Source organism: Methylobacterium sp. 77, assembly GCF_000372825.1.
Classification (GTDB): Bacteria; Pseudomonadota; Alphaproteobacteria; order Rhizobiales; family Beijerinckiaceae; genus Methylobacterium.
The window spans coordinates 2,099,835-2,124,656 of record NZ_KB910516.1 but is presented as its reverse complement, the minus strand read 5'-3'; the positions used below and the strand labels follow the sequence as shown (position 1 = coordinate 2,124,656).

Sequence of the window (24,822 nt, the reverse complement as noted above, 5' to 3'; positions counted from 1 at the left end):
AGAGCCCATCGACCATTCACCTACACGATGCCCCTCAGCGGCGCGACCCACGGTGGCGCGACCCGGTGCTGCGGATGCCTGCGGGCCGGCCTGGCGGACCGGCCTTATGGAAGCCGCGCGGCTTGGAAGGCTTCGTCCCACCGGCCTGCGGCCTCGCCTGCCCTTCGGAGAGAAGCTCGAAGCGCAGCGCACCCGCCACGGCCGCCGCCTCCACCAACCTCACTTCGACGCGGTCGCCGAGGCGATGGGTCTCGCCGCTGCGCTCGCCCACCAGGGCATGGCGCGCCTCGTCATGACGATAGAAATCGGCACCGATGGTCGAGATCGGCACGAAGCCATCGGCCCCGGTCTCGTCGAGCTTGATGAACAGCCCGGCGCGGGTCACGCCGGAGATCTGGCCGGTGAAGTTGGCGCCGACCCTGTCGGCGAGGTGATGCGCGATGAGCCGGTCGATCGTTTCGCGCTCCGCTGCCATGGCCCGGCGCTCGGCGGCGGAGATCTGCTCGCCGATCTGGTCGAGGGCCCCCACCGTCACGTCGGACGACAGACCGTCCGGGCCGAGCCTGCAGGCCGAGATCAGCGCCCGGTGGACGATGAGATCGGCGTAGCGCCGGATCGGCGAGGTGAAATGGGCGTAACGCCGGAGGTTGAGGCCGAAATGGCCGAGATTCTGCGCGGCGTAGACCGCCTGAGCCTGCGAGCGCAGCACCACCTCGTTGATGAAGATCGCGTGCTCCGTCTCCGCCACCGAGCCGAGGATGCGATTGAAGAGGGCAGGGCGCAGGGCGCCCTCTTTCGGGATCTTGATGCCGATGGAGGCCAACACCTCGCCAAGCGCCCGCATCTTCTCCAGGGCCGGCTCGTCATGGACACGGTAGATTAGCGGCTGCTTGGCCTGTTCCAGGGTCTCGGCGGCCGCGACATTGGCCTGGATCATGAACTCCTCGATGAGCCGATGCGCATCGAGGCGGGCGGGCACCACCACCCGGTCGACGGCGCCGTCGGGCGTCAGCAGCACCTTCCGCTCCGGCAGGTCGAGGGCGAGCGGTCCGCGCGCATCACGCGCCTCGGTGAGGGCGGCATAGGCGGCCCAGAGCGGACGCAGGACCGGCTCCAGCAACGGCTCCGTCGTCTCGTCGGTGAATCCGTCGATGGCCGCCTGTGCCTGCGCGTAGGACAGCTTGGCGCGCGAGCGCATCATGATCCGGTGGACGCTGTGACGACGCTTCACCCCGTCGGCGCCGAAGACCATGCGCATGGCGATGGCCGGGCGGTCCTCCTTCTCCCTCAGCGAGCAGAGATCGTTCGAGATGCGCTCGGGCAGCATCGGTACGACGCGGTCGGGGAAATACACCGAGTTGCCGCGCATCAGCGCCTCGCGGTCGAGAGCCGAACCGGGGCGGACATAGGCGGCGACGTCGGCGATGGCGACGGTGACGAGGAAGCCGCCGGCATTGGCCTCGTCCGGGTCCGGGATCGCCATGACGGCATCGTCATGGTCCTTGGCGTCGGGCGGGTCGATGGTCAGCAGCGGCTCTGCCCGCCAATCCTCGCGACCCTTCATCCCCACGGGCTCCACCGCATCGGCTTCCGCCAGGGTATCGGCGGCGAAGACGTGCGGGATGTGATGGAGATGCAGCGCGATCAGGCTCACGGCGCGCTCGGAACCGAGTGACCCGAGGCGCTCGGTCACCCGTCCCTGCGGCAGCCCGAACCGCGTCTCGCGCACGAGGCCGACGCTGACGAGATCGCCGTCCCGCGCCTCGCCTTCCTCGCCGGCCGGGATCGCGATCTCGCGCCCCTGCGCCCGCTTCTCGACAGGGACGATGCGGCCACCGTCCGGGCCGGACCGGTAGACGCCGATGATCTCGGCTTTGTTCTTGCCGATGACCTTGATGACGCGGCCGGAATATCGCCCGCTCTCGCCCTGGATCGGTTCGACGCGGAGCATCACCCGGTCGCCGATGCCGGGCGCGGCCCGGCCGGGCTTCTTGCCGCCGCGCGGCGACGAGACCAGGATCTTGGGAGGCGGCCCCTTCGCATGGTCCCATTCGACGGGGACGGCGAAGAAATCGCCGTCGCGATCCCGAGACTTGATGTCGGCCAGCGTCACCGCCGGCAAACGGCCGGCCTGGACGAGGCCGCTTCTGCCGCGCTCGATCTCGCCCTCTTCTTCGATCTCCTTGAGAATGCGCTTCAAACCGATGCGGTCGGCGCCCTTGATGTCGAACGCCGCCGCGATCTCGCGCTTGCCGACCTTCTCGGTCGCCTGTTCGATGAAGGCGAGGATCTGCTCGCGGGAGGGAAGGGCGCTCTGCCCGAGGTTGGGATTGATGCGTCTGGCCAAATGTCTCTGGGCTCGAAATCGTGTAACGCGCCGCTCGAAGTCTTGGCGGCGAGAGATCGGAAGGCCTCAGGCTCGGGCCTTTCCACGGACCTCAACATGGGACCGGGCGCGCCCTGGGGCAATGTTCTTCCACTCTTCATTGCCCGCCATCAACCGGTGGAAGCGGAATCGGCGATCCGCTCCACGCCGGCATCGATGTCGAAGCCAGCATCCGTGACCTCGGCGAGGGTGAACGGGCAGGCGACCGGCATGCCGAACGAGACCCTGCTCTCCGAGGCGCAAAACTCCGGCGCCTCGGCCTCCCTGACGGCCAGCGTCCAGATCCCGTCGATCTTCAGCCCCGCCACCGCCTGCGAATCCGCCACCAGGGCGGCCTGGGCGCGCCTCGTCTCATCGCGCCAGCGAAGGCTCGTCGCATCGTCCGAGATCAGAGCCGCCTTCACGAGGCTGGCGAGGAAGGTTTGAAGGATCGTCATCGGCGCCCCATCCGGTTTCACGGAGGTGAGAACGCGCAAATCCCGCGCCGAATGCGGCTCAATAGGGCGTGCCCTTGGCGCGCTGCGCCTTCAGGGCCTCGGCATGCCAGACGAGTTCGTCGAGGAAGCGCTTGGCCGCCTTCGACAGCCACTCCTCCTGCGCCACGCCTTCGGCGTCGAGCGCCTTGTGGATCCGAGGGATCGGCAGAAGCGACGCGATGCTCGGCGCACCGAGCTCCGCCATCATCGCCCGCAGCTGCATTGCCGCCCGGACGCCGCCATACTGGCCGGCCGAGTAGCAGACGATGGCCGATGGCCGCCAGAAATACTCTTCGAGGAAATGGTCGAGGGTGTTGGAAAGAGCCGGCGGGATCGAGTGGTTGTACTCGGCCGAGACGACGACGAAGGCGTCCGACCGGCGATACAGCGTGGCGAGCTCTTCCAGCACCGACGGCGCTTCGCCCTTGGGATATTCCTTGTACATCTTGTCGAGGAGCGGCAGCTTCAACTCGGCCGGGTCCACGAGCGGCGCCTCGATGCCGCGTTCCTCAAGCGCTCTCACCACGAAGCGCGCGCCCCGCAGACCCTGGCGCTCGCTGCGGACGGAACCGAGGATGACGGGGATTACGAGGGACATGCTGCTGCTCCGGCGAAGATGAACGCTGTGGGTGCATCGTATCTGCGCCGACAAATGCTGTCGCGATTCTTTGGCCGAGCCCTGAACTTTCGGCCGAGCCCTGAGCTCCGGGGGCCGGCGCCTTTCCTCACGCCGCGCCGAGGCAGCACTTCTTGTACTTCTTCCCGCTTCCGCACGGGCACGGATCGTTACGGCCGATCTTCACCGGGTTGCGGATCGGCAGGCCGGCACCTTCCGCCGTCCAATGCAGCTCCGTGACCGGATCGTCGAAGGTGCCGTAGTTGCGACTGTCGAAACGCTGCAGGTCGTCCGGCTTGGCCGTCGCCCGACGCAGGGTGGTGTGGAACCACTGCGCGTCGCTGAACTCGTTGGTCAGGCGGCCATCGGCCCGGGCCGCCGTGCTCCTCAGGGCGAGATCGGCGAATCCGAGGAGGGCGATGGTCTCCTCCCACCCGACCCAACCGATATCGACCTCGACCGCGGCGCGCTTGTCGTCGAAACGGACGAGGAGATCGTGAGTCTGTGCCCGGTCGATCCGCCCGGTCTGCGTCAGGAAGGCGAGGGCGGCGAAGACCTCGTTTCGGGCAAAGCCATCCACCGTCGAATCGAGCAGCAATGCATGCATCGGCGCGACGTCGCCATTGAAGACGCTGACGATCACCTTGGCCATGGTCGTCGTCAGGGCGTCGCCGAGGAGGGCGTCGAGGGTGTCGGCATCCTGACGCCGCAAAAGCTCCATGAGCGGCGCGAAGGCGCGCGTCTCACGGCCTGCCGCCAGGATGTGCAGCCCCCAGAACAGCAGGTTGCCCTGGGCCTCGTCGAGGTCCTTACCCTCGGCCGCCAAGCCAAGGACGGCAAGGACGGCATCGGCGATGTCCGACGGATTCGCCACGGCCTGAAGCACCGCTTCCTTCGGCAGATGCTTGGCGGCCGACAAGACCTCGATCAGTTCGCGGTTCGCCATGGCCGGCTTGTTTCCCTCGAAAGTATTGAATCCGTGCGTCGCACGACCCGGCTCAGCCCCTCAGGGTCGCGCCGGTCTTGCGGGTCACCTCGGCGACGATCTTGGCGGTCACGGTCTCGATTTCCGCATCGGTGAGGGTGCGTTCCACCGGTTGCAGCCTCACTGCGATGGCAACGGATTTCGCTCCCTCGGGGATACCGATGCCCTCGTAGATGTCGAAGACGTCGATGCCGGCGATCAGCTTGCGTTCCGCGCCCTGAGCCGCCTTCACCACATCGCCCGCCGCCACGTCACGGCTAACCACGAAGGCGAAATCGCGCGAGATCGGCTGGAAATCGGAGAGGGCGAGGGCGGGCTTGACCTTGGTGGGCCGGTATTTCGGCAGGGGTACGGCATCGAGGGTGATCTCGAAGGCGACGAGCGTGCCCTTGAGGTCGAGCGCCTTCATCACGCGAGGATGAATCTCGCCGAAATAGCCGATCTGGTTCTTCGGCCCGAATTGCATCGTGCCCGAGCGGCCGGGATGCAGCCAGCTCGGCCCGCCCGCCACGATCTGGAGCCCGCCGGTCGGCACGCCGAGCGCGGTGAGGAGCGCCAGCGCATCGGCCTTGGCCTCGAACGCATCGACGGTCGCGGCGGCGCCCTCCCAATGGCGACCGGCGCCTGCATGGCGCGCCGTGCCGCGGCGGATGGCAGTAGCGCGGATCGACTGGCCCTCGGGCTGGTCGGTCTCGAAGCATTGGCCGACCTCGAACAGGGCGACATCGCCATATCCACGGTCGGCGTTGCGCTGGGCCGCGCGGAGCAGACCCGGCACGAGGCTCGGCCGCATGTCGGAGAGGTCGGCGGCGATGGGGTTGGCCAATGCCAGATCCGCCTTGCCGCCGCCGAAGAGCACGGCGTCGTCATGCGGGATGAACGACCAGGTCACCGCTTCCACGAGCCCTCGCGTGGCCAGCGCCCGCTTGGCGAGGCGCGTGCGCTTCTGCAACGGCGTCAGCGTCGCCTTACCGATGGAGGCATCGTCGCGGGGCAGCGGTTTGGGCTCGATCCGGTCGAGGCCGGCGATGCGGATGATCTCCTCCACGAGATCGGCCTTGCCTTCGACATCCGGGCGCCAGGACGGGGTGAGAACCTTCACCCGGTCTCCCGCGCCGGCCACATGGAAGCCGAGCGTCTCCAGCGTGACCTTCATCTCGGCGCGGGACAGCTCGATTCCGGCGAGCCTGCGAGTCTCGGTCCAGGGGAAGTCGATGACGCGCTCGGTCTCGGGCAGGTCACCGGCGATCACGGCCCGGCTCGGCGTGCCGCCGCAGATGTCCAGCACCATGCGGGTGGCGAGATCGAGTCCGGGCAGGGCGAAGACGGGATCGACTCCGCGCTCGAACCGGTAGCGCGCATCGGTGATGATGCCGAGGCGGCGTCCGCTCTGGGCGATGTTCACCGGATCCCAAAGCGCCGATTCGATCAGCACATCCACGGTATCGGCATCGCAGCCCGAGGCTTCGCCACCGATGATGCCGCCGATGGATTCGGGGCCGTTCTCGTCGGCGATGACGACGATGCCTTCGTCCAGGGCGTAGGTCTTGCCGTCCAGAGCCTTCAGGCTCTCGCCGTCGCGGGCGCGGCGGATGAGGAGTGCCCCCTTCACCTTGGCCGCATCGAAGACATGGAGCGGCCGGCCGCGATCGAAGGTCAGGTAGTTGGTGATGTCGACGAGCGCATTGATCGGGCGCAGGCCGATGGCGCGCAAGCGGGCCTGCATCCATTCGGGGGAAGGGCCGTTCTTCACGCCGCGCACGAGGCGCAGGGCGAAATAGGGGCACAACCCCTTGTCCGTGGGCTCGAAGTCGAGGGTCACCGGGACAGGGCAGTCGTCGTCGCCACGCACCGGCGGCATCGACTCGCGCTTCAGCACACCGAGGCCGGCGGCCGAGAGATCGCGGGCGATGCCGTGGATCGAAGTGCAATCCGGCCGGTTCGGCGTGAGATTGATCTCGATGACCGGATCGTCGAGCCCGGCATAGAGCGCGTAGGGCTGCCCCGTCGGGGCGTCCGCCGGCAGGTCGAGGATGCCGTCATGGTCGTCGCCGAGGCCGAGCTCGGCGCCCGAGCACAGCATGCCCCGGCTCTCGACGCCGCGAATGCTGCCTACCGACAGGGTGATGTTCTTGCCCGGCACGTAGGTGCCCGGCGGCGCGAAGACCGACTTCATCCCGGCCCGCGCATTAGGCGCCCCGCAGACGACCTGCAGCGGCTGCCCATCACCGGCATCCACCGTGCAGACGCGCAGGCGATCGGCATTGGGATGCTGTTCGGCCGTGAGCACATGGGCGACGACATAGGGAGCGAGCGACGCCGCCTTGTCCTCGATGCCTTCGACTTCGAGACCGATCCGCGTCAGCGTCTCGGACACATGATCCAGGGACGCCTCGGTTTCGAGGTGTTCCTTGAGCCAGGAGAGGGTGAATTTCATCGGACAGCCCCTTCGGCGCCGGTATCGCCGCCAATCGTGGGCGGCCCGGTCCCAATCAGGATGAAAATAGCCGGTGCCCGCTCACGAGACCCGGAGAAAAATGAGACATCCTCGGCAGCGCAGCGCCTTAGGATGTCAGCCCCGCCACCAGGCTCGGGATATCGAGCGGGCGGAAGCCGTAATGCTCGAGCCAGCGCACATCCGCCTCGAAGAACGGACGCAGGTCCGGCGTGCCGTATTTCAGCATGGCGATCCGGTCGATCCCCATGCCGAAGGCGAAGCCCTGAACGAAATCGGGGTCGTAGCCGCAATTCCTGAGCACATTCGGATGGACCATGCCGCAGCCGAGGATCTCGAGCCAGTCGGTGCCCTCGCCGAAGCGGATCTCGCCGCCCTTGCGCGAGCACTGGATGTCCACTTCCGCCGACGGCTCGGTGAAGGGGAAGAATGATGGCCGGAACCGCATCTTCACCCCATCGACTTCGAAGAAGGTGCGGCAGAACTCTTCCAGAACCCATTTCAGGTTGGCGATATTGGCGCTCTTGTCGATCACCAGCCCTTCGACCTGATGGAACATCGGCGTGTGGGTCTGGTCGGAATCGTGGCGATAGGTCCGGCCGGGGCAGATCACGCGGATCGGCGGCTCCTGGGACCGCATGGTGCGGATCTGGACCGGCGAGGTGTGAGTGCGCAGCACCTTGCGCTGGCCGTTGCGGTCGGGGGCCAGGAAGAACGTGTCATGCATCTCGCGCGCCGGGTGGCCGGGCGGGAAGTTGAGCGCGGTGAAATTGTAATCGTCGGTCTCGATGTCCGGACCTTCCGCCACCGAGAAGCCCATATCGGCGAAGATCGCGGTGATCTCATCCATGACCTGGCTGATCGGATGGATGCGCCCGCGCGCTTCCGGTGCCTCACGCACCGGCAGGGTGACGTCGATCCGCTCCGCCGAGAGGCGGGCTTCGAGGGCGGCCTCGGCGAGGGCGTCGCGACGGATCGCGATGGCGCCCTGGACCTTGTCGCGAAGGCCGTTGATGAGCGGGCCGCGCTCCTTGCGCTCGTCGGGCGTCATGCTGCCGAGAGTCTTGAGCAGCTCGGAGATCGAGCCCTTCTTGCCGAGGGCCGCAACGCGCACGGCATCGAGGGAGGCCTCGTCGGACGCGTTCCCGACCTGCCCGAGCAGATCGCCTTCGAGGGTGTCGAGATCGGTCATCGGTTCAACCCACCGGTTGGCATGCGGCCTTCGGATCGTATTCCGGCCCCGCGAGGGTTTTGCGGGTTGGCGCCGCCAATGCAAGCGCGCCGGCCGACGATCCTTTGCAAAAGACGAAGGCGCGGCACCTTTCGGCCCGCGCCTTTCGCATCGACGAAGATGAGGGCGTGGGGGCGCGCCTCAGGCAGCCTTGGCGAGATCCGGAAGAGCGGCCTTGGCCTTCTCCACCACCACCGCGAAGCTCGCCGGCTCGTGAATGGCGAGCTCGGACAGGGCCTTGCGATCCACCTCGATGCCGGACTTCATCAGACCGTTGATGAAGCGCGAATAGGTCAGGCCATGCTCGCGGACAGCGGCGTTGAGGCGCTGGATCCAGAGAGCGCGGAACGTGCGCTTCTTGTTCTTCCGATCGCGGTAGGCATACTGCATGCCCTTCTCGACCGCCTGCTTGGCGATCCGGATCGTATTCTTGCGGCGACCGTAATAACCACGGGCGGCCTTGAGGACTTTCTTGTGCTTCGCGTGACTGGTCACGCCGCGTTTGACGCGGGCCATGGGTTCTCTCCTGAATTACGAAAACAGTATCGGCTGCGGCGAAGGATTACCGGCTGTTGGGCAGGAAATACTTCTTCACGTTGGCAGCATCGCCCTCGAACAGGGTGGTGGTGCCGCGCAGGTTGCGGATCTGCTTCGTCGTCCGCTTGATCATCCCGTGGCGCTTGCCGGCCTGGGCATACATGACCTTGCCGGTGCCGGTGATCTTGAAGCGCTTCTTCGCGCCCGACTTGGTTTTCAGCTTGGGCATTTGGCTCTCCTGAACGCGCATGCCCTCCGACCCGGCGACAGGTCGAAGGCGTGCGCTCGGTTGATGCTTCTGATGGAGCAGCACGAACCGCCACGGCAGCCCTATCGGCCGGGCGGTTCAACGCGAGGGGGCGTATGACAGAAAAGAGACGCGGTTTCAATGCCGTCTCCGCTCTCGCCGGCGGCGTCCTTCACCCTCGCCTACGCCTGACGCTCAAGACAAGACGGGATTTCGTTTGAAATGCTGCGTGGTGTTGCTTGACAGGTCGGGGTGCGGAAACTAGACCCCCGACACCGCCGGAAACGGGGCGGGACGCCGTGCGGGCGTAGCTCAGTTGGTTAGAGTGCCGGCCTGTCACGCCGGAGGTCGCGGGTTCGAGTCCCGTCGCCCGCGCCACGTCCATCATAGACGCTCGTCATGATGGATGATCCGAATGCCTGACTACCCAGATACGCGGGCGTAGCTCAGTTGGTTAGAGTGCCGGCCTGTCACGCCGGAGGTCGCGGGTTCGAGTCCCGTCGCCCGCGCCACCGTCCAGCCTTAACTTTCCACGCATGCACCTCGGCAACCCTCGACTTGGGCCGTTCGTGCACTAGCCTCATCCTGAGAATGTCTCGCGGATACGGGCTCTCGGAACGATGGCAGGCTTCTTCTTTCTTTATTTCACCGCTTGCATGGCGCAGTCGCCGGACACCTGCGAATCGAAGCGGCTCCCGCTCGATGTCGTCGATGCCAGGGGCTGCATCCGGGTAGCGCAGCCACAACTCGCGCGATGGATCGGGACCCATCCCGATTATCGCATCACCGCCTGGCGCTGCGGTTCACCCCCGCGCGACCACGGCACCCGGATCTGAGCGGATCGATCCTCGCTCGCCCTCGACTCCATCGTGTTGCGGGCCGAGCGAGCGCTCGTCACGACGGGTCTGAGGAGTGGCGGATCGGACACATCGGTCCGTGGAGCGAGATGGTTCGCGCCGCTGCCGCGTTTTCGCCCTATCGGGCCGGGATGGCGGAGCCAACGACCCTGAAGCGCAGCGAACCGGCTCCGATCGATGTCCTCATTTCTCACGTCTCCCACCCTCTCGCGGGTCTGTGCCGCAGCGATGGCTGCGAGCCTTCTGATGCTGGCCGGCTGCGGCTCACCGGGCATCCTGCCGGAGGCCGACAACCTGACGAGCCCGGTCATCCTCGACGAGAGTGCTGCCGCCGCGGCGATCTCCCGTTACCGGGCCTCCCATGGGCTCGGCCCGGTCGTGCTGGATTCAAGCCTGATCCGAGCTGCGTCCTACCAAGCGGAATCCAATGCCAAGGCCGGCCGTCTCAGCCACGAGATCGGCGGGACCTTCGATTCCCGCATGGCGAAGGCCGGGTTCGGCCGTTCCTTCGCTGCCGAGAACCTGAGCGCCGGCTCCACCACCTTCGACGAAGTCCTCGTCCGCTGGAAGGCCTCGCCCGAGCACAACAAGAACATGCTGATGCCCCAACTCAAGCGCGTGGGCATCGCTCGCGTCGACGCGCCGGGCACGCGCTACAAGCGGTTCTGGGCCCTGGTCCTCGCTGGGAACTGACGAAGACCCGGCGTGTCGGAAACCGGCACTCGCCGCGCCGTTCAACCGGCGGCGTCATCCGATTCGGCCAACCCATCCTGGATGCTGCGAATGATCGTCCGCATTTCCGGGATCATCGCGACGGCCTTCGCGATCCGCAGCGCTTCCTCGCGGTTCATGAGACCCGTGGCCTCCCGCTTCTCCGCATCGTCCGAGAAATAGGTCCAGGCGACAGACGACCCGTCCGCATCCTCGATGCAAAAGCTCTCGGTCTTCTCGACGACGAGCCAGGGTGTTGGGAAACCGCGCGCGGTCATCGCTCGTCTCTCGGGCCGGGGGAGGGGGCATGGTGGGCGGTGACGGGCTCGAACCGCCGACCCTCTCCGTGTAAAGGAGACGCTCTACCAACTGAGCTAACCGCCCGACGCGCGCCGCATCGTTAATCCAAGCGTCATCGGAATGGCAACCCTCTCCCGCTCGCGTGGTCATGTCCCGCGATACGAAAAGGCCCCGGAGGATGCTCCGGGGCCTTCTCCGTTCTGAGGTTCCGCGCCTTTAGTGCGCGATCACCGTCGTCGGCTCGTCCTCGCCGACCACCGGCCTGCGAGCGACGGGGAGGGGCTCCTCCCACTCGATGCGTTCCGGCACCCGCACCAGGGCGTGCTGCAGCACCTGATCCATCCGCGAGACGGGAATGATCTCCATCCCGTTCTTCACGCTGTCGGGCACCTCGGCGATGTCCTTGGCATTCTCCTCCGGGATCAGGACCGTCTTGATCCCACCGCGAAGGGCGGCCAGCAGCTTCTCCTTGAGGCCGCCGATGGGGAGCACGCGGCCCCTCAAAGTGACCTCACCGGTCATCGCCACATCCTTCTTCACCGGGATACCGGTGAGGGTCGAGATGATGGCGGTGGCCATGCCGATACCGGCGGACGGACCGTCCTTCGGAGTCGCCCCCTCGGGAACGTGGACGTGGATGTCGCGACGCTCGAACAGCGGCGGCTCGATGCCGAAATCGAGAGCGCGGGAGCGTACATAGCTCGCCGCAGCCGAGATCGATTCCTTCATCACGTCGCGCAGGTTGCCCGTCACCGTCATCTTGCCCTTGCCCGGCATCATGACGCCCTCGATGGTCAGCAACTCGCCGCCCACTTCGGTCCAGGCCAGCCCCGTCACCACACCGACCTGATCCTCCTCGTCGATCTCGCCATAGCGGAATTTCGGCGCGCCGAGGAAGTTCGGAAGATTCTCCTCGGTGACGGCCACCGACTTCACCTTGGTGATGAGAATCTCCTTCACCGCCTTGCGGATCAGGTTCGAGATCTCGCGCTCCAGGTTACGCACGCCCGCTTCCCGCGTGTAGCGGCGGATGAGCATAAGGATGCCGGAATCGTCGATCTCCCATTCCTTGACCGTGAGACCGTGCTTCTTCACCGCACCCGGGATGAGGTGCTTACGGGCGATCTGAAGCTTCTCTTCCTCGGTGTAGCCGGCGATGCGGATCACCTCCATGCGGTCCATCAGGGGCGCCGGGATGTTCAGCGTATTCGCCGTCGTCACGAACATCACGTCCGAGAGGTCGTAATCCACCTCCAGGTAGTGATCGTTGAACGTGCCGTTCTGCTCGGGGTCGAGCACCTCGAGGAGCGCCGCCGACGGATCGCCGCGGAAATCCATGCCCATCTTGTCGATCTCGTCGAGCAGGATGAGCGGATTCGAGGTCTTCGCCTTACGCATCGACTGGACGATCTTGCCGGGCATCGAACCGATATAGGTACGACGGTGGCCCCGGATCTCGGCCTCGTCACGCACACCGCCCAGCGACATGCGCACGAACTCGCGTCCCGTCGCCTTGGCGATGGACTTGCCGAGTGACGTCTTGCCCACGCCGGGAGGACCGACGAGGCAGAGGATCGGACCGGTGAGCTTGTTGGCGCGCTGCTGCACGGCGAGATACTCGACGATCCGCTCCTTGACCTTCTCCAGACCGAAATGGTCGTGGTCGAGCATGGTCTGGGCGCCGAGCAGATCCTTCTTGATCCGCGAGCGCTTCGACCACGGGATGCCGAGCATCCAGTCGAGGTAATTGCGAACGACCGTCGCCTCGGCCGACATCGGCGACATCTGGCGGAGCTTCTTCAGCTCGGCCGTCGCCTTCTCGCGGGCCTCCTTCGAGAACTTGGTCTTCTCGATCTTTTCCTCGAGTTCGGCGAGCTCGTCCTTGCCGTCCTCGGAATCGCCGAGTTCCTTCTGGATCGCCTTCATCTGCTCGTTGAGGTAGTACTCGCGCTGGGTCTTCTCCATCTGCCGCTTCACGCGGGTCCGGATGCGCTTCTCCACCTGGAGCACGGAGATCTCGCTCTCCATCAACGACAGCACGCGCTCGAGGCGCTCGGCCACCGTCGGGATTTCGAGGATCGCCTGCTTGTCGGCGATCTTGACCGCGAGATGCGAGCCCACCGTGTCGGCGAGCTTCGAGGGCTCGTCGATCTGCGTGACGGCGGAGACGACCTCGGGCGAGATCTTCTTGTTGAGCTTCACGTAGTTCTCGAACTCGGAGATGACCGAGCGGGCGAGCGCCTCCGCCTCGACGGGATCGCCGAGCTCGTCGGTGAGCGTCTCGACATCGGCCTCGTAGAACGAGTCGGACTTGCTGAAGCGGGTGATCTTGGCACGGCCAGCACCTTCGACGAGCACCTTCACGGTGCCATCGGGAAGCTTCAGGAGCTGCAGCACGCTGGCGAGCGTGCCGATCTTGTAGATCGCATCCGTCGACGGATCATCGTCGCTGGCATTGATCTGAGTGGCCAGCAGGATGTGACGGTCGGTGCGCACGGCCTCTTCGAGGGCGCGGATCGACTTCTCGCGGCCGACGAAGAGCGGCACGATCATGTGCGGGAAGACGACGATGTCACGCAATGGCAAGACGGCGTAGGAGCCCGTCGAACCCGGGACGACCGGCTGGCGAGATTTCGATTGGGTCATGTCGGACTTCCTCTTGATGGACTCCGGGCTTTAGCTCCTCGAAATGAGCAAGCATCCTGCCACGGGCCGACCTGACCGCATCGCGGGGTCGGAAGCATCGTTGAACTGTGAGGCTGGAGGCGGGACACCGCACCTCAGAAGGTGAGCGCGCGGCCGTCGCGTCTGACAATTCAGATGGAAGCCGGGGAGGGCTTTTTCAAGAATTCTCCCCGGACCATTTCGGCGGCTAAATCCCATGCCGCCGTTCGACGCCTTCAGGCGCTGACGCTCGCCGGAACGTCCTTGTTACGATCACCGTGGATGTAGAGCGGGCGAGACTTGCCCTCCACCACCTCGGGACCGATCACGACCTGCTCCACCGAGTCGAGGCCGGGCAGATCGTACATCGTCTCGAGCAGGATGGTCTCGAGGATCGAGCGCAGACCACGGGCGCCGGTCTTCCGCTCGATGGCCTTGCGGGCCACCATGGACAAAGCCTCCTCCTGGAAGGTGAGGTCCACGTTCTCCATCTCGAACAGCCGCTGGTACTGCTTCACCAGGGCGTTCTTCGGCTCCTGCAGGATGCGCTTGAGGGCGACCTCGTCGAGGTCCTCAAGCGTCGCCAGCACGGGCAGACGACCGACGAATTCCGGGATCAGACCGAACTTCAACAGATCCTCCGGCTCGACATTGCGGAAGATCTCGCCGGTGCGGCGGTCGTCCGGTGCCTGCACGGTCGCGCCGAAGCCGATCGAGGTGCCCTTGCCGCGGGCCGAGATGATCCGCTCCAGCCCGGCGAACGCGCCGCCGCAGATGAAGAGGATGTTGGTCGTGTCGACCTGCAGGAATTCCTGCTGCGGATGCTTGCGTCCGCCCTGCGGAGGCACGGAGGCGACGGTGCCTTCCATGATCTTCAGAAGGGCCTGCTGCACGCCTTCGCCCGACACGTCGCGGGTGATCGAGGGGTTGTCGGATTTCCGCGAAATCTTATCGATCTCGTCGATGTAGACGATGCCGCGCTGCGCCCGCTCGACGTTGTAGTCGGAGGCCTGGAGCAGCTTCAGGATGATGTTCTCGACGTCTTCGCCGACATAGCCCGCCTCGGTGAGCGTCGTCGCGTCGGCCATGGTGAAGGGCACGTCGAGGATGCGCGCCAGCGTCTGCGCGAGCAGGGTTTTGCCCGAGCCGGTGGGCCCGATCAGCATAATGTTGGACTTCGCCAGCTCGACGTCGTTGTGCTTCGAGGCGTGGGCGAGGCGCTTGTAATGGTTGTGGACCGCGACCGAGAGGACCTTCTTCGCGAAATCCTGACCGATGACATAATCATCGAGGACGCGGCGGATTTCCTTCGGCGTAGGCACGCCATCGCGCGACTTCACCAGGGAGGATTTCGATTCCTCGCGGATGATGTCCATGCACAGTTCGACACACTCGTCGCAGATGAACACCGTCGGGCCCGCGATCAGCTTGCGGACCTCGTGCTGGCTCTTGCCGCAAAACGAGCAGTACAGCGTGCTCTTCGAGTCGTTGCCGCCAGTCTTGCTCATGTCGGTCTCCGTTCGCGGGTGCGACGCCAGCCCCGGGGCGCACGCGCATCTCTCAGATCTAAGGGTGCCCGCCTAAAGAAACAGTCACCTGCGCGCTTTCTGCCGGTAGGTCAGACTCGCGATGCAAGCATGCTGCCGCGACGGGATCAAGGCAAAGCCACTCTCATGGGTTGCCTCTAAAGGACGCGCCGGGGCCATAGCGGGGCCACGGCGCGGTTATCGTCAGGCAGCGGCCGGCTCGGGGCGCTTCTGGATGACTTCGTCGATCAGACCGAATTCCTTGGCCGCATCGGCGGTCATGAAATTGTCGCGCTCCAGCGCCTGGACGATGGTGTCGTAGTCGCGGCCGGTATGCTTCACGTAGATCTCGTTGAGGCGCTTCTTCAGCGCTTCGATCTCGCGGGCATGGATCAGGATATCCGTCGCCTGACCCTGGAACCCGCCGGACGGCTGGTGGACCATGATCCGCGCGTTGGGGAGGGCGAATCGGTGTCCCGGCTCACCGGCGGTGAGCAGCAGCGATCCCATCGAGGCGGCCTGACCGACGCAGAGCGTCGTAACCGGGCAGCGGATGAACTGCATCGTGTCGTAGATCGACAGGCCCGACGTCACCACGCCGCCGGGCGAGTTGATGTAGAAGGAAATTTCCTTCTTCGGGTTCTCGGCTTCGAGGAACAGCAGCTGCGCGACGATCAGCGAAGCGCCGTAATCCTCGACCGGGCCGGTGAGAAAGATGATGCGCTCGCGCAGGAGGCGGGAATAGATGTCGAACGCACGCTCGCCGCGGCTCGACTGCTCCACCACCATGGGCACGAGTGCGCTGTTATAATAGTCGACCGGATCTCTCATCATTCTCGTACCCCAGGCTTCAAGGGGTCCGGCCGCGCGAATCACGCGCGGCACGGACGTGTCAGCGAACTATGGCGGCGGTGAACGCCGCCTTTACATCCGAGCCCGCCGCCCTTTCGGAGCCTCGGGCTCAATCGGCCTTGGCAACGGCCGGCAGTTCGTCGCTCGAAGGAGCCTGGGATTCGTCCGCCGCCGACTCGGCCGATCCGGCGCTGGCCGCCTCGGCATCCTCGTCAGCGAACAAAGCTTCCTTCGAGACGGGCTCTTCGACGAGCTTCACCTGGGCGAGGACGTGGTCGACGACCTTTTCCTCGAACAGCGGTGCGCGAAGCTCGGCCAGGGCCTGTGCGTTCTTCCGGTAGAAGTCCCAGACCTGCTGCTCCTGCCCGGGATATTGCCGGACACGAGCGATCAGGGCCTGGTTCACCTCTTCGTCGCTTACCTTGATATCGGCGGTCTCGCCCACCTGCGCAAGCACCAAGCCGAGTCGCACGCGACGCTCGGCGATCTTGCGGTACTCGGCCGTCGCCTTCTCCTCGGTGGTCCCCTCGTCCTCGAAGGTCTTGCCGCGGGTCTTCAGGTCCTGTTCAACCTGGGCCCAGACGGCCGCGAATTCCTGGTGGACGAGGCTCGGGGGCAGATCGAAGGCATACTTGCCGTCGAGGGCGTCGAGCAGCTCCTTCTTGAGCTTGCGGCGCGACTGGGCCTCGAAATCGCCGCCGAGGGCGCCGGCGACGGCCTCCTTCAGCTTCTCCAGAGATTCCATGCCGAAACCCTTGGCGAGCTCGTCGTCGATCTTGCTCTCGCCGGGAGCCTGGATCGCCGTGACGGTCACGTCGAATTCGGCATCCTTGCCGGCCAGGTGCTCGGCACCGTAGGCCTCGGGGAAGGTCGACTTCACCACGCGCGAATCGCCGACCTTGGCGCCGATGACCTGGTCCTCGAATCCGGGAATGAAGGAGCCGGAGCCGAGCTCCAGATCGACACCCTCGCCCTTGCCGCCGTCGAACTCGACGCCGTCGATCTTGCCGACGAAGTCGATGGTGACGCGATCGCCGGTCGCGGCCTCGGCACCCTCGTCCTTGGGCGTGAACGCCCGGTTCGACGACGCCATGCGATCGATCGCCTCGTCGATCTCCTGGTCGCTCGGCTTGGCGACCTGCTTCGTCAGGGTGACGTCGGACAGGTCGGCGAGCTCGAAGCTCGGCAGGACTTCGAGGGCGACGTTGAAGGAGACGTCGTCCTTGGCGGTCAGCGCGCGGTCGACGATGGAGGCCTCGCCGGGGAACTCGATCTTCGGCTCGAGAGCGAGCTTCAGATTGTTGTCAGCGACGATCTTCTGGTTGGCCTCGTTGACCGCGTTCTGCAGCACGTCGGCCATCACCGAGCGGCCATAGAGCTTGCGCAGATGGGCGACCGGCACCTTGCCCGGACGGAAGCCCTTGATCTGGGCCTTGTCCTTGAGCGTGGACAGCTCGGTCGTCAGGCGCTCTTCGAGCTCCTTGGCGCCCAGAAGCACCTGGAACTCGCGCTTCAGACCCTGGGAGAGTGTCTCGGTCACCTGCATCGTCGTCTTCCCGCTGTCGTCCGTGTGATCGGTCAAAAAATCTCAGATGGCGCCGCCGAAGAAACGCGACACCACAGGCGGCATTCGAAGAAGCGCGCCCGACCGGGAGCCGACTCCGAGCGGCAGAGCGGGCCGGCCATCGCTGTGAGCCAATCCGTTCCCGACGGCGGAGGCTGGTGCGGGCGGAGGGGCTCGAACCCCCACGACTCTCATCACTGGAACCTAAATCCAGCGCGTCTACCAGTTCCGCCACGCCCGCAAGCGCCAACGCCCGGCGCGCCTTTTCAGCCGCCAGAGCGCGGTCCTATAGCATGCGGGCGCGAGACCGCAGCAAAAAAATAAGGCGCTGAACTTCACGGGCAGGCAGTGGTTGGCGATGCGCGAGGACGCCGTCTACAAGCGGGTCGACCCACCGGATACGGCCGCCCGTCCGTTGATCCCGGCCCGAGGTGACATGCCGACATCCGAAGGTGACATGCCAGTTTCCGATCCGACGAATGCCCGCTCCTCGCTCACGACCTTACCGTCGACCGAGCCTCCGCCGGAGACGAGCGGCTTGTCCCGCCGGTCCCTTCTTGGGGGAGTGGCGACCATCGGCCTCGTCGGACCGGCCTTCGTGCGGCGCGCGGAGGCGCAAGCCGGATCGGGCAAAGCCGCGCCCAAGGCGGCTCCCGCTCCGGCCAACCCCGCTCCGGCCAAGCCCGCCGACCCCCTGCCGGAGCCGCGCCCGCTCGTCGCCGGTCCGGGCAAGAACCGGCTCAAGCCCGAGCCGGCGACGGAAACGGCGGTCTGGATTTTCGACGGCGGGATCGGCGGCGGCAAATCCAGCCTTCCGGTGATCCGCGCGAAGCTCGGAGACACCGTCCGCCTGCGCGTCGAGAACCGGACGGACAAGCCGCTCTCGCTCCATTGGCACGGGGTGCGCAACCAGAACCCCATGGACGGCGTCGGCGGCGTGACCCAGCCGCCGATCGCGCCGGGCGCGGATTTCACCTATTCCTTCGTGCCGCCGGACGCGGGCACCTTCCTGATCCGGCCGCTTCTGATCGGCGGTTCGAGCGAACCCTCGGGGCGCGGCCTCGCTGGCGCGCTGATCATCGAGGAGACGGTTCCGCCCTCCCTCGATCAGGATCTCGCGCTGCTCATGCAGGATTGGCGGCTGGAGGATTCGGGCGCGCTGATGCCGTTCGGGCAGGTCGCCTTCGCCGCCGCCTCCGGGCGGCTCGGCAACCTCGTCACGATCAACGGCAAACCGGTCCCGGAAGCGATCGAGGTCCGTCCGGGCTCGCGGGTCCGCCTGCGTCTCGGCAACGTCTGCAATGCTCGCGGCACGCGCATCCGCTTCGAGGGCGCCAAGGTCTACGTGGTGGCGGTGGACGGCCAGCCCACCGACACGTTCGAACCCTTGCGGGCGACCCTGCCTTTCCCCCCCGGCACCCGTTACGACCTGATGCTCGACATGCCGACCGAGATCGGCGCGAACGTCAGCGTCAACGCCCTGGTCGGCAACGGCCTCGTGCTGGCGACGCTCACGACCAAGGGCGAGCCGATCACGGAGAAGCGCCCGCCGATCGCCCCCATCGGCGAGAACAAGCTTCTGCCCGCGGAGGTGAAGCTCCAGAACGCCGTCCGTCGCGACATCGCGATCACCGGCGGGGCCAAGCTCGACAAGGACAAGCCCAGTGCCGAACCGGTCTATTCGGGCGACCCGAACCGGGTCTGGGCCATCAACGGCATCACCGGTGCGGCCGGCACCGCGCCGTCGTTCACGGTGAAGCGCGGCCAGGTGGTGGTCCTCGCGATCCGGAACGACACCGCCTTCCCGCAGGCCCTGCACCTGCACGGCCACGCGTTCCGGCTGCTCCACCCCCTTGACGACGGCTGGGAGCCCTATTGGCTCGACACGTTCCAGCTGCTCGAGGGACGCATGGCCCGGATCGCCTTCAAGGCGGACAATCCGGGTCGCTGGGTCATCGGCTCCACGGTGCTGGAGCGGTTCGACACCGGGCTGTGGACGAGCTTCGAGGTGACGTGAGGGACGGGCGCCGCTCACCGCGACCGCCGCCGATTTGCTCAGAGCCGCTCGAGTTGTTTCCTCAAGGCTTTACCTCATCCTGAGGCGCCGCGTAGCGGCCTCGAAGGAGGGCTCCAGATATCGCAGTGGCTTCTGGAGGGCTCCTTCGAGGCCCTTCGCCGAGGCGAAGGACACCTCAGGATGAGGTGGTCTGCTGGGATGATCGACTGCGCGCCGAGACATCCGATCTGCAGACCTTCAGGCGCCGAACAGGAACAGCTCATTTTGAGCGTCACGGACATCGTCGACGTTCATGTCGTGCAGGATGATCTTGTTGCCGGCTTCCACGCCCTCGAACGTCACCAGGGTGTGGCGGCCGTTATTCAATGAGCGGAGCACGATATCGCCGACACCGGCGACGTCGATGAGGATGTGATCGGCGTTCAAGTCCAGGCCGTAGAGGTTATCGCGTCCGAAGCCGGCCTCGAACCGGAAGCTGTCGGCACCCGTGCCTGCGAAGAGCCTATCGCTGCCTGTGCCACCATCGATCGTATCCCAGCCCTTGCCGCTCTTGATCGTGTCGTTGCCCGACGTGCCGACGATCTCGACGGCGCGGCCCGAGGTCGATTGCGAGACGATCCTGCTCCCGACCTGCACGTCGGTCATGTGGAGATGGGTGTCGTTGCGGACATAGACGGCCTCGATGCCGTCGAAATTCATCCAGCCGAGGCTGACGGTGCCGCCGCCCATCACGATGAGGACATCCTCGCCCCCGTCACCACCGACGGAGCCGGGCGTCGAGGACACGACGATCCGGTCGTCACCGTCCCGGCCGGCGATGTCGTCCAGCCCGCCATTGCCGCGAAGGGTGTTGTTGTTGTCGTCTCCGATCAGGGAATCGGCGAAGGCGCTTCCCGCCAGGTTCTCGATGTCGAAGAGCTCGTCGTCCTGAGCCTCGCCACCGTAACCGACCATCGAGTCGAGCCTTACGTAAACACCGCCGCCAGCATGCTCGTAGCTCGCCGTGTCGATACCCGAGCCGCCCTCGATCCTATCGGCACCCACGCCGCCTTCCAGCACGTCGTTTCCACCTCCCCCCTTCAGGGTATCGGCGCCGGAGCCTGCCCGCAGGATATCGCCGAAATTACCGCCCTCGAGATAGACCGCGGCCGTGTTGTCCGACATGTCGGCCGAGACCGAGTATTCGGTCGGTTTAGTCGCGTATCCGGGAAATCCAGCCTCGCTCCTGTTCGCATCGATGAAGTACGCTCCACCCCTGCTAGTGTCTAAATCGTTATTGAAAACGAAATTCCACGATGCATAGGGCCCAAAGGAGTGAACTCCATTCGGACCGGTCGAAGAGCTGGACCCGTCCTGCCTCAAGGTGACCATGTTGAGGGGATCATAATCGCCGTTATAGGTAAAAGAGAACGTCGACACTTGGCATTTCCGATACGGGAGGTAGATAACTCCCCCATTCTAGTTCCGATTCATTGATAAAACCCTCCTTATTCCAATAGTTTCGTCCGGACCGGGACGGCGTGGCTCATCGATCCGGACGAGCCGGACCTCCGTCCACACCCTTGCCGAGGCGGTCGACCGTCACCGCAGGCCGGCGAGAACCCTCGGCATCATTTCCGGCAGATCCTCGGCGATGAGGCCCGGCCCATGCCGCAACCCGGCATCTCCATGGAGCCAAACCGCCGCGCAGGCGGCCTCGAAGGGCGGCATGCCCTGCGCCAGCAGGCCGGCGACGAGGCCGGCGAGAACGTCGCCCGAACCGGCGGTGCCGAGATAGGGGGTGGCGTGGTCGTTGATGGCGGCGCGCCCATCGGGAGCCGCGATGACGGTATCGGCGCCCTTCAACACGACGACGGCGCCGATGAGGGCCGCGGCCCGTCGCGCCCCTTCGAGCTTGCTCGCCTGCGGGTCGACGGCGTCCGTGCCCGCTAAGAGGCGGCCGAACTCTCCGGCATGCGGGGTCAGCACCGCTTGGCCCCCGCCATCCGCGATGAGGCTCGACAATGGGGCGACCTCGCCCTTGAAGCTCGTGAGCGCGTCGGCGTCGAGGACAAGGCTTCTCCCGACGCCGGCCGCCACGGCGACCCGCTCGCGGGTCGCCTCGCCGCTGCCCAGGCCGGGGCCGGCGAGGATGACGTTGAGGCGCTCGTCCACGAGGAGATCGTCGAGGTCGTCGGCCGTCTCGCACGGCGTCAGCATGATCGCGGTGAGATGCGCGGCGTTCTCGGCCATGGCGGCGGCAGGGGAGGCGATGGTGACGAGGCCGGCGCCGATGCGCAGGGCCGCCCGTGCCGCCAGCCGGATCGCCCCGGTCTTGTAGGCGGGGCCGGAGAGGGCGAGGACGTGGCCCCTGGTATATTTGTGGCTGCCGGCTTCGAGCTTCGGGAAGCGATCCTCCCAGAGGTCCGGTCCATTGCGACACAGCAGGGGCGTCCCGTCGAGACAAGAGTCCAGAGCGACGTCTGCCATGCCGATATCGGCCACATGAAGGTCGCCGCAATAGCTGCGTCCCGGCTGGAGCAGGTGCCCCGGCTTGAGCGCGACGAAGGTGACCGTCGCCACGGCCTTCAGCGCGATCCCGCGCAACGCGCCGGTATCGCCGTCGATGCCGCTCGGAACGTCGATGGCCAGAACCGGAACGCCGGCGGCAGCGACCCGCTCGATCAGCATTCTCGGCAAGCCGTCGAGGTCGCGTGACAGGCCCGCCCCGAACAGGGCGTCGATGACGAGGGCCGCGCCCTCCGGCTCGGCATCGTACAGAACCGGCCCTTCCCATTCGGCGGCGGCCAGGGCGGCATCGCCCGTCAGGCTCTCGACCGGCACCGTGCAGACGAGATTGACGACATGGCCATCCCGTTCGAGGAGGCGCGCCGCAACGAAACCATCGCCACCGTTATTGCCGGGGCCGCAAAGGACCAGGATCCGCGACAATGCGGCCACCAGGCCGGTCGCCGTCTCGGCCACGGCCGCACCGGCCCGGCGCATCAGCTCGATTCCGGGAGTGCCCGCGGCGATGGCGGCGGCATCGAGCCGGCGCATCGCCTCGACGGTGAACAAACGATGTGTCGGCATTCCGCACCCTCGGCGTGTGTTTTCAGACCCGGTCCAAGCCCTGGTTTCCGAACGCAACTTCCAAGCTTGGCGCTTTGCCTGCGCACCGCTCAGGCCGCGCCGCTATTTCAGGCGCTCTGCCAGCTTGGCTGAAACGATTTGCATTCAATGCCTACCGAATGGGCAATTTAACACCCGTCTCCGGGAAAACGGCGTGGCGGAGGCTCGGCCACGATGGTAGGAAAAGGACCCGGAGCAGCATTCAGGTCAGGCCCGTTCGGCATGAAGAAGATCGAAGCGATCATCAAGCCATTCAAGCTGGACGAGGTGAAGGAGGCCCTTCAAGAGGTCGGCCTTCAGGGCATCACCGTGATCGAAGCCAAGGGGTTCGGCCGGCAGAAGGGCCATACCGAGCTTTATCGCGGCGCCGAATACGTGGTCGACTTCCTGCCCAAGGTGAAGCTCGAGATCGTCCTCTCCGATGCCCTCGTGGAAGGCGCCGTGGAAGCCATCCGCAAGTCGGCCCAGACCGGGCGCATCGGCGACGGCAAGATCTTCGTCTCGACGATCGAGGAAGCCATCCGCATCCGCACCGGCGAGACCGGCACCGACGCCATCTAGCCCTGTCCGGAGAGGCGGCGGCCCGCCTGCGGCGAGGATGAGCGGGACAATGGCAGCCGAAGGCACCGGCCTGTTACAATCCGGTCGCGCACGGCTCTAGCCTCGCGCCGTCCCAGAAGCTAAGTCCCTTCGCGTACGCCCCTTCCCATTCCGCGGCACGCCACCGCGTGGCGCGGCAAAACCACGGCCGAAACAGGCCGAGCCTCGAAGGAGACACAGGGATGGCAAAGACCGCCGATCAGGTCCTCAAGGAAATCAAGGACAACGACGTCAAGTACGTCGATTTCCGCTTCACCGATCCCAGAGGCAAGTGGCAGCACGTCACCTTCGACGTGTCCCTCGTCGATGAAGAGATCTTCGCCGAAGGCACGATGTTCGACGGTTCGTCGATCGCCGGCTGGAAGGCGATCAACGAATCCGACATGCTGCTGATGCCGGACCCGGCGACCGCCTGCATGGACCCGTTCTTCTCGGCCTCCACCATGTCGATCGTCTGCGACGTGCTCGAGCCCTCGTCCGGCCTGCCCTATTCGCGCGATCCGCGCAGCACTGCCAAGCTCGCCGAGGCCTTCCTCAAATCCACCGGCATCGGCGACACGATCTATGTCGGCCCCGAGGCCGAGTTCTTCGTGTTCGACGACGTGAAGTTCGGCTCCGACCCGTACCATACCGGGTTCCAGCTCGATTCGGTCGAACTGCCGACCAACGGTTTCACCGATTACGAGGGCGGCAACCTCGGCCACCGCGTCGCCACCAAGGGCGGCTACTTCCCCGTGCCGCCGCAGGATTCGGCGCAGGACATGCGCGGCGAGATGCTGGCCGCCATGCAGTCCATGGGCGTCAAGGTGGAGAAGCACCACCACGAGGTCGCCTCGGCCCAGCATGAGCTCGGCATGAAGTTCGACACGCTGACCCTGCTCGCCGACCACATGCAGATCTACAAGTACGCGATCCACAACGTGGCCCAGAGCTACGGCAAGACCGCGACGTTCATGCCGAAGCCCGTCTTCGGCGACAACGGCTCGGGCATGCACGTGCACCAGTCGATCTGGAAGGATGGCAAGCCGATCTTCGCCGGCGACAAGTATGCCGACCTCAGCCAGGAATGCCTCTGGTACATCGGCGGTATCATCAAGCACGCCAAGGCACTGAACGCCTTCACCAACCCGTCCACCAACTCCTACAAGCGCCTGGTGCCGGGCTACGAGGCCCCCGTGCTGCTGGCCTACTCGGCCCGCAACCGTTCGGCCTCCTGTCGCATCCCGTGGACGACGAACCCGAAGGCCAAGCGCGTCGAGGTCCGCTTCCCCGATCCGATGGCCAACCCCTACCTCGCCTTCTCGGCCCTGCTGATGGCCGGCCTCGACGGCATCATCAACAAGATCGATCCGGGCCCGGCCATGGACAAGGATCTCTACGACCTGCCGCCGCGCGAGTTGAAGAAGATCCCCACCGTCTGCGGCAGCCTGCGTGAGGCCCTGACCAACCTCGATCGCGACCGCGGCTTCCTGAAAGCTGGCGGCGTGTTCTCGGACGATCAGATCGACTCGTTCATCGAACTGAAGATGACGGAAGTGATGCGCTACGAGATGACCCCGCATCCGGTCGAGTTCACGATGTACTACTCGCTCTGAGAGCGAACCGGCCGGGCGCTCGACGCCCGGCCTTTCGGACAGTTCGCGACGCCGGGGCCTCGAAAGGGGCTCCGGCGTTTCGCGTTCGGCCC

General features: G+C 65.8%; 20 protein-coding genes and 4 tRNA genes. 7 read left to right on the top strand and 17 right to left on the bottom strand.

The features are described from left to right. Nucleotides 1-34: 34 nt before the first annotated feature. The 8 genes from rnr to rpmI all read right to left on the bottom strand — a co-directional run bounded on the left by rnr (nucleotide 35) and on the right by rpmI (nucleotide 8,915). Nucleotides 35-2,347 (bottom strand): ribonuclease R, encoded by a 2,313-nt coding sequence (rnr, locus tag A3OK_RS0110120; RefSeq protein WP_019904750.1) that lies wholly within the window; start codon nucleotides 2,345-2,347, stop codon nucleotides 35-37. Between the two features lie 149 nt (nucleotides 2,348-2,496). Beyond that, a complete protein-coding gene (locus tag A3OK_RS0110115; RefSeq protein WP_019904749.1) occupies nucleotides 2,497-2,823 on the bottom strand; it encodes a hypothetical protein in 327 nt (108 codons plus the stop codon). Nucleotides 2,824-2,881: 58 nt separating this feature from the next. Beyond that, nucleotides 2,882-3,460 carry an NAD(P)H-dependent oxidoreductase gene (locus A3OK_RS0110110; RefSeq protein ID WP_019904748.1) on the bottom strand — a complete coding sequence of 193 codons (579 nt, stop codon included), beginning with the start codon at nucleotides 3,458-3,460 and terminating at the stop codon, nucleotides 2,882-2,884. A gap of 127 nt (nucleotides 3,461-3,587) precedes the next feature. Then, entirely contained in the window at nucleotides 3,588-4,424 is an 837-nt protein-coding gene (locus A3OK_RS0110105; RefSeq protein WP_019904747.1) for a DUF1186 domain-containing protein, read from the bottom strand. A 52-nt stretch (nucleotides 4,425-4,476) separates the two neighbouring features. Further along, entirely contained in the window at nucleotides 4,477-6,900 is a 2,424-nt protein-coding gene (gene pheT, locus A3OK_RS0110100) for a phenylalanine--tRNA ligase subunit beta (protein WP_019904746.1), read from the bottom strand. 127 nt (nucleotides 6,901-7,027) lie between these two features. Continuing rightward, nucleotides 7,028-8,110 (bottom strand): phenylalanine--tRNA ligase subunit alpha, encoded by a 1,083-nt coding sequence (gene pheS / locus A3OK_RS0110095; protein WP_019904745.1) that lies wholly within the window; start codon nucleotides 8,108-8,110, stop codon nucleotides 7,028-7,030. Nucleotides 8,111-8,290: 180 nt separating this feature from the next. Beyond that, a complete protein-coding gene (gene rplT, locus A3OK_RS0110090) occupies nucleotides 8,291-8,665 on the bottom strand; it encodes a 50S ribosomal protein L20 (RefSeq protein ID WP_019904744.1) in 375 nt (124 codons plus the stop codon). A 46-nt stretch (nucleotides 8,666-8,711) separates the two neighbouring features. Continuing rightward, nucleotides 8,712-8,915, bottom strand: a complete 204-nt coding sequence (rpmI, locus tag A3OK_RS0110085) for a 50S ribosomal protein L35 (RefSeq protein WP_018044555.1) — start codon at nucleotides 8,913-8,915, stop codon at nucleotides 8,712-8,714. Between the two features lie 319 nt (nucleotides 8,916-9,234). Here rpmI and A3OK_RS0110080 point away from each other — a divergent pair. The 4 genes from A3OK_RS0110080 to A3OK_RS0110065 all read left to right on the top strand — a co-directional run bounded on the left by A3OK_RS0110080 (nucleotide 9,235) and on the right by A3OK_RS0110065 (nucleotide 10,483). Next, nucleotides 9,235-9,311, top strand: a tRNA-Asp gene (locus A3OK_RS0110080). A 57-nt stretch (nucleotides 9,312-9,368) separates the two neighbouring features. Then, a tRNA-Asp gene (locus A3OK_RS0110075) sits at nucleotides 9,369-9,445 on the top strand. Between the two features lie 108 nt (nucleotides 9,446-9,553). Continuing rightward, nucleotides 9,554-9,769, top strand: coding sequence for a hypothetical protein (locus tag A3OK_RS0110070; protein ID WP_019904743.1), 216 nt, complete (start codon nucleotides 9,554-9,556; stop codon nucleotides 9,767-9,769). Nucleotides 9,770-9,967: 198 nt separating this feature from the next. Then, entirely contained in the window at nucleotides 9,968-10,483 is a 516-nt protein-coding gene (locus tag A3OK_RS0110065; protein WP_051092917.1) for a CAP domain-containing protein, read from the top strand. A 41-nt stretch (nucleotides 10,484-10,524) separates the two neighbouring features. Here A3OK_RS0110065 and A3OK_RS0110060 read toward each other — a convergent pair whose 3' ends face one another. The 7 genes from A3OK_RS0110060 to A3OK_RS0110030 form a co-directional block, all read right to left on the bottom strand. Further along, complete coding sequence (locus A3OK_RS0110060; protein ID WP_019904741.1) at nucleotides 10,525-10,779, bottom strand: hypothetical protein; 255 nt, start codon at nucleotides 10,777-10,779, stop codon at nucleotides 10,525-10,527. Nucleotides 10,780-10,809: 30 nt separating this feature from the next. Further along, nucleotides 10,810-10,885 (bottom strand) — tRNA-Val (locus A3OK_RS0110055). A gap of 132 nt (nucleotides 10,886-11,017) precedes the next feature. After that, a complete protein-coding gene (lon, locus tag A3OK_RS0110050; protein ID WP_019904740.1) occupies nucleotides 11,018-13,447 on the bottom strand; it encodes an endopeptidase La in 2,430 nt (809 codons plus the stop codon). Nucleotides 13,448-13,701: 254 nt separating this feature from the next. Continuing rightward, nucleotides 13,702-14,973 (bottom strand): ATP-dependent Clp protease ATP-binding subunit ClpX, encoded by a 1,272-nt coding sequence (gene clpX, locus A3OK_RS0110045; protein WP_019904739.1) that lies wholly within the window; start codon nucleotides 14,971-14,973, stop codon nucleotides 13,702-13,704. Between the two features lie 222 nt (nucleotides 14,974-15,195). Beyond that, nucleotides 15,196-15,822 (bottom strand): ATP-dependent Clp protease proteolytic subunit, encoded by a 627-nt coding sequence (locus A3OK_RS0110040; RefSeq protein ID WP_026176059.1) that lies wholly within the window; start codon nucleotides 15,820-15,822, stop codon nucleotides 15,196-15,198. Nucleotides 15,823-15,952: 130 nt separating this feature from the next. After that, nucleotides 15,953-17,389, bottom strand: a complete 1,437-nt coding sequence (gene tig / locus A3OK_RS0110035; RefSeq protein ID WP_026597104.1) for a trigger factor — start codon at nucleotides 17,387-17,389, stop codon at nucleotides 15,953-15,955. A 174-nt stretch (nucleotides 17,390-17,563) separates the two neighbouring features. Further along, nucleotides 17,564-17,648 (bottom strand) — tRNA-Leu (locus A3OK_RS0110030). Nucleotides 17,649-17,864: 216 nt separating this feature from the next. Here A3OK_RS0110030 and A3OK_RS0110025 point away from each other — a divergent pair. Then, on the top strand, nucleotides 17,865-19,424 hold the full coding sequence (locus A3OK_RS0110025) for a multicopper oxidase family protein (protein ID WP_026597103.1): 1,560 nt from the start codon (nucleotides 17,865-17,867) through the stop codon (nucleotides 19,422-19,424). A 237-nt stretch (nucleotides 19,425-19,661) separates the two neighbouring features. Here A3OK_RS0110025 and A3OK_RS0110015 read toward each other — a convergent pair whose 3' ends face one another. Both A3OK_RS0110015 and A3OK_RS0110010 read right to left on the bottom strand, forming a co-directional pair. Continuing rightward, nucleotides 19,662-20,588 carry a calcium-binding protein gene (locus tag A3OK_RS0110015; protein ID WP_019904735.1) on the bottom strand — a complete coding sequence of 309 codons (927 nt, stop codon included), beginning with the start codon at nucleotides 20,586-20,588 and terminating at the stop codon, nucleotides 19,662-19,664. Nucleotides 20,589-21,005: 417 nt separating this feature from the next. Beyond that, nucleotides 21,006-22,496, bottom strand: a complete 1,491-nt coding sequence (locus A3OK_RS0110010) for a bifunctional ADP-dependent NAD(P)H-hydrate dehydratase/NAD(P)H-hydrate epimerase (protein WP_026597101.1) — start codon at nucleotides 22,494-22,496, stop codon at nucleotides 21,006-21,008. 261 nt (nucleotides 22,497-22,757) lie between these two features. Here A3OK_RS0110010 and A3OK_RS0110005 point away from each other — a divergent pair, with 261 nt between their 5' ends. Both A3OK_RS0110005 and glnA read left to right on the top strand, forming a co-directional pair. Further along, nucleotides 22,758-23,096 (top strand): P-II family nitrogen regulator, encoded by a 339-nt coding sequence (locus tag A3OK_RS0110005; RefSeq protein WP_003600526.1) that lies wholly within the window; start codon nucleotides 22,758-22,760, stop codon nucleotides 23,094-23,096. A gap of 221 nt (nucleotides 23,097-23,317) precedes the next feature. Continuing rightward, complete coding sequence (gene glnA / locus A3OK_RS0110000) at nucleotides 23,318-24,730, top strand: type I glutamate--ammonia ligase (RefSeq protein ID WP_019904733.1); 1,413 nt, start codon at nucleotides 23,318-23,320, stop codon at nucleotides 24,728-24,730. The last annotated feature ends 92 nt before the right edge of the window (nucleotides 24,731-24,822 follow it).

Coding starts and splice junctions, on each gene's coding strand:
- A3OK_RS0110115 (WP_019904749.1), bottom strand. CDS start 2,823: ATGACGATCCTTCAAACCTTCCTCGCCAGCCTCGTGAAGGCGGCTCTG.
- A3OK_RS0110110 (WP_019904748.1), bottom strand. CDS start 3,460: ATGTCCCTCGTAATCCCCGTCATCCTCGGTTCCGTCCGCAGCGAGCGC.
- A3OK_RS0110105 (WP_019904747.1), bottom strand. CDS start 4,424: ATGGCGAACCGCGAACTGATCGAGGTCTTGTCGGCCGCCAAGCATCTG.
- pheT (WP_019904746.1), bottom strand. CDS start 6,900: ATGAAATTCACCCTCTCCTGGCTCAAGGAACACCTCGAAACCGAGGCG.
- pheS (WP_019904745.1), bottom strand. CDS start 8,110: ATGACCGATCTCGACACCCTCGAAGGCGATCTGCTCGGGCAGGTCGGG.
- rplT (WP_019904744.1), bottom strand. CDS start 8,665: ATGGCCCGCGTCAAACGCGGCGTGACCAGTCACGCGAAGCACAAGAAA.
- rpmI (WP_018044555.1), bottom strand. CDS start 8,915: ATGCCCAAGCTGAAAACCAAGTCGGGCGCGAAGAAGCGCTTCAAGATC.
- A3OK_RS0110070 (WP_019904743.1), top strand. CDS start 9,554: ATGGCAGGCTTCTTCTTTCTTTATTTCACCGCTTGCATGGCGCAGTCG.
- A3OK_RS0110065 (WP_051092917.1), top strand. CDS start 9,968: ATGTCCTCATTTCTCACGTCTCCCACCCTCTCGCGGGTCTGTGCCGCA.
- A3OK_RS0110060 (WP_019904741.1), bottom strand. CDS start 10,779: ATGACCGCGCGCGGTTTCCCAACACCCTGGCTCGTCGTCGAGAAGACC.
- lon (WP_019904740.1), bottom strand. CDS start 13,447: ATGACCCAATCGAAATCTCGCCAGCCGGTCGTCCCGGGTTCGACGGGC.
- clpX (WP_019904739.1), bottom strand. CDS start 14,973: ATGAGCAAGACTGGCGGCAACGACTCGAAGAGCACGCTGTACTGCTCG.
- A3OK_RS0110040 (WP_026176059.1), bottom strand. CDS start 15,822: ATGAGAGATCCGGTCGACTATTATAACAGCGCACTCGTGCCCATGGTG.
- tig (WP_026597104.1), bottom strand. CDS start 17,389: ATGCAGGTGACCGAGACACTCTCCCAGGGTCTGAAGCGCGAGTTCCAG.
- A3OK_RS0110025 (WP_026597103.1), top strand. CDS start 17,865: ATGCCAGTTTCCGATCCGACGAATGCCCGCTCCTCGCTCACGACCTTA.
- A3OK_RS0110015 (WP_019904735.1), bottom strand. CDS start 20,588: ATGTCGGACAACACGGCCGCGGTCTATCTCGAGGGCGGTAATTTCGGC.
- A3OK_RS0110010 (WP_026597101.1), bottom strand. CDS start 22,496: ATGCCGACACATCGTTTGTTCACCGTCGAGGCGATGCGCCGGCTCGAT.
- A3OK_RS0110005 (WP_003600526.1), top strand. CDS start 22,758: ATGAAGAAGATCGAAGCGATCATCAAGCCATTCAAGCTGGACGAGGTG.
- glnA (WP_019904733.1), top strand. CDS start 23,318: ATGGCAAAGACCGCCGATCAGGTCCTCAAGGAAATCAAGGACAACGAC.